4 protein-coding genes are annotated in these 3250 nt (G+C 62.6%); 3 read left to right on the top strand and 1 reads right to left on the bottom strand.

What is annotated here, in order from left to right:
* The 3 genes from AC1D1X_RS19160 to serA all read left to right on the top strand — a co-directional run.
* Nucleotides 1-470: rod shape-determining protein (locus tag AC1D1X_RS19160; RefSeq protein WP_477698909.1), on the top strand; the 470-nt coding region annotated here is incomplete at its 5' end.
* Nucleotides 467-1048 carry an MOSC domain-containing protein gene (locus AC1D1X_RS19155; protein WP_477669535.1) on the top strand — a complete coding sequence of 194 codons (582 nt, stop codon included), beginning with the start codon at nucleotides 467-469 and terminating at the stop codon, nucleotides 1046-1048. The genes AC1D1X_RS19160 and AC1D1X_RS19155, both read left to right, overlap by 4 nt.
* Nucleotides 1049-1195: 147 nt before the next feature.
* Entirely contained in the window at nucleotides 1196-2425 is a 1230-nt protein-coding gene (gene serA, locus AC1D1X_RS19150; RefSeq protein ID WP_477669534.1) for a phosphoglycerate dehydrogenase, read from the top strand.
* A 98-nt stretch (nucleotides 2426-2523) separates the two neighbouring features.
* On the opposite strand, the gene AC1D1X_RS19145 is transcribed toward serA, so the two are convergent.
* Nucleotides 2524-3132 (bottom strand): thioredoxin domain-containing protein, encoded by a 609-nt coding sequence (locus AC1D1X_RS19145; RefSeq protein ID WP_477669533.1) that lies wholly within the window; start codon nucleotides 3130-3132, stop codon nucleotides 2524-2526.
* Between the last annotated feature and the right edge of the window lie 118 nt (nucleotides 3133-3250).

The raw sequence follows: 3250 nt of genomic DNA, 5'->3' as shown, positions 1-3250 counted from the left end.
CGCCACCTTTGTACATCCGCCTGTCGCCTTACCGGCTGACGGTGCGCAATGTGAAAACGGGCGCTTTCATTTCCGAAGTGCCCGAAATTGCGATTTCCCGCAGCCTCAAGCCCAAAGTGCTGGGCGCGGGCGATGACGCCGCCCTGCATAAATCGAGCAAGTCGGCACAGGTCCTCAATCCTTTCAGCCACCCGCGCTCCATGGTGTCCGACTTCACCCACGGTGAGCAGGTACTGAAGGCATTCGTCCGTAAACTTCRGGCCAGCCACGTGCTGGCTCCCGCGCCCCGCATGGTGTTCCATCCTCTGGGCGAGCCCGCAGGTGGTTTCACCCAGGTGGAAATACGGGCCCTCCATGAGATGGCCCTGGGGGCCGGCGCTTCAGAAGTCACCATGTGGCAGGGCCCGGAATTGACAGACGAGCAGGTGCTGTCGCGCAGCTACCCTTCCACGGGACAGGTACTGGAATGACCGCAACCGCCGGCACGGGCATCAGTGACCTGCGCGCGCTCACCCGGCAATTCCCCCACCAAGGGCGGCTTGAGCAAATTTTGCTGAGGCCAGCCCGCCGCAGCCCGGTGCTCAGCGTTGCAACCGTGACAGCACTGGCCGGCCGCGGGCTGGAAGGCGACCGGAGCGCGGCGGCGCCTGCCATTCGCCCGGAAAGCAGCAAACGCCAGGTCACCCTGATCCAGGCCGAGCACCTGCCCGTGCTGGCCGCACTGGCCCGGCTTGGCGCGGTGGAAGCCGCGAGCTTGCGGCGCAACCTGGTGGTGTCGGGCCTGAACCTGCTGGCGGCGAAGTCCCTTTTCAGGGACCAGCCCATGGTGCTGCACATCGGCGATGTGGTGCTGGAAATCACCGGCCCGTGCGAACCCTGTTCGCGCATGGAGGAAGTGCTGGGCCCCGGCGGATACAACGCCATGCGCGGCCATGGCGGGTTGACGGCGCGTGTGTTGCAGGGTGGCTTGCTGCGCGTCGGTGATGCCCTTGTCTGTGAATCTGCCAAATCCGATCGGGAGTCTCCGGCTCAACCGCTATTGATTTGATAGCTGCTTGCGCATGACCAGTAAGGAATAGGGCCATTTTTTGCATTATTTAAGATCTCAAGCCCCGCCGCCCAACCGCGAACCAGCACGGGTATTTCGCTTCCCTCATACTTGTTCCTCATCCACTTTTTGGCGCAGCGGCTTTCCATGAACAAAACTTCGGTCGACAAGCAAAAAATCAAATTCCTGCTGCTCGAGGGCATTCACCCCTCCGCGGTGGAGGTTCTCAAGGCGGCAGGTTACTCGCAGATCGAAAGCCTGGCCGGCGCGCTGCCCGATGACGAACTCAAGGCCAAAATCGCCGACGCGCATTTTGTCGGCATCCGTTCCCGCACCCAGCTCACTGCCGATGTATTTGCCCAGGCCGGCAAGCTGGCGGCGGTCGGCTGCTTTTGCATCGGCACCAACCAGGTCGACCTGAACGCCGCCCGCGAACGCGGCATTGCGGTGTTCAACGCGCCTTTTTCCAATACCCGCTCCGTGGCTGAGCTGGTATTGGCCGAGGCCATTTTGCTGCTGCGCGGCGTGCCCGAGAAAAGCGCCGTGGCGCACCGCGGCGGCTGGCTCAAGTCGGCCGAGAACGCCTACGAAATCCGCGGTAAAACGCTGGGCATCGTGGGCTACGGCTCCATCGGAACGCAGCTGTCGGTGCTGGCCGAAGCGCTGGGCATGCAGGTCGTGTTTTTTGACGTGGTAACCAAGCTGCCGCTGGGCAACGCCCGGCAGGTAGCCCAGCTCAAGGACCTGCTGGCCCAGTCCGACGTGGTGAGCCTGCATGTGCCCGAAACCAAAGCCACCCAATGGATGATGGGCGCGGCCGAGATCGCCGCGATGAAACCCGGCAGCGTGCTGATCAATGCCTCACGCGGCACGGTGGTGGAAATTGAACCGCTGGCCGAGGCGCTGAAGCAAAAAAAGCTGCTGGGCGCGGCAATCGACGTGTTCCCTGTGGAGCCGCGCAGCAACAAGGACATTTTTGAATCGCCCCTGCGCGGCCTGGACAACGTGATCCTGACGCCGCACGTGGGCGGCTCGACCATGGAAGCGCAGGAAAACATCGGCATCGAAGTGGCCGAAAAGCTGGTGAAGTACAGCGACAACGGCACCTCGACGTCTTCCGTCAACTTCCCCGAAGTGGCACTGCCGGCCCACCCGGGCAAGCACCGCCTGCTGCACATTCACCGCAACGTGCCGGGTGTGCTGTCGGAAATCAACAAGGTGTTTGCGGCCAACGGCATCAACATCGCATCGCAGTACCTGCAGACCAACGAAGCTGTGGGTTATGTGGTGATCGACATCGACGCGGCGCACTCCGACATCGCGCTGGCCAAGCTGGCCGAGGTGCCCGGAACCATCCGCAGCCGGGTTTTGTTTTGAACCGGGCTTGAGCCACGGCGCGCAACCGCTATCAAATATATAGCTGGTTGCGCCCGTCTCTATTGGGTTTCAGCCACTTTCCCAAGGAAAAGACCAGATTACTGCGCTGCCGGCGGCTGTAAACCCAGCAAGGTGGCCAGCGCCGCCGTTGACAATGAACCTTCATGTGACACCGTGGCGCCGGTCTGCGCGTGGGTTCCGACGATGGTGGGGATCGAAGCGAAACCCAGCCTGGTCATCAGCTCGGTGTTTTTGGCGACGGCTTCTTTTTGCGCGTCGATATTGCTGGCCGCACTGATGCCGCCACGCCGGGCCTGCAGCGACGTTTCATGCGCGTCCATGGCCGCCACCGGGTCGCTGGCCGCCAGCAGGGTTGCCCCCTGGGCCGTACTGGCGGCGTTGAGCATGCCAACCGGGATCCAGACAAACCTGGCCTGGGACTTCAGCGGTTTTGCCGCTTCCCACAGGGCGCCGCAGTGCGGGCATTGCGCATCAAAAAACACATACACCGTGCGCTTGCTCATCAGGGCGCCGGCTGAAAAACCTTTGGCGCCGGCTTCGATGGCGGCCACGGATACCGGTTCGGTGACAGCCTTTGCCGACGGGCTGCCGGGCGCGGTGCCCGGCGCATCGTTACAGCCGGCAAGCAGCAAGCCGGCCGCGACAACGGCAGCCAGGAAAAGGCGGTTCAGAAATTTGGACATCATCAAAAAAGTTGAATGAAGGAGCGGCAAGGATAGCGCAGCGGCGCTATTTCGACAGCTTGTCCGCCAATTCACCCGCCAGCATGAAGAACTCCGGCGCGCGCTGCACCGACACGTGGGT

It is taken from the genome of Polaromonas sp. P1_G4 (assembly GCF_056405475.1).
Note: the sequence above shows the minus strand (reverse complement) of the source record. Positions and strands in the feature narration are given on the sequence as shown.

Coding starts and splice junctions, on each gene's coding strand:
- AC1D1X_RS19145 (WP_477669533.1), bottom strand. CDS start 3,132: ATGATGTCCAAATTTCTGAACCGCCTTTTCCTGGCTGCCGTTGTCGCG.
- AC1D1X_RS19155 (WP_477669535.1), top strand. CDS start 467: ATGACCGCAACCGCCGGCACGGGCATCAGTGACCTGCGCGCGCTCACC.
- serA (WP_477669534.1), top strand. CDS start 1,196: ATGAACAAAACTTCGGTCGACAAGCAAAAAATCAAATTCCTGCTGCTC.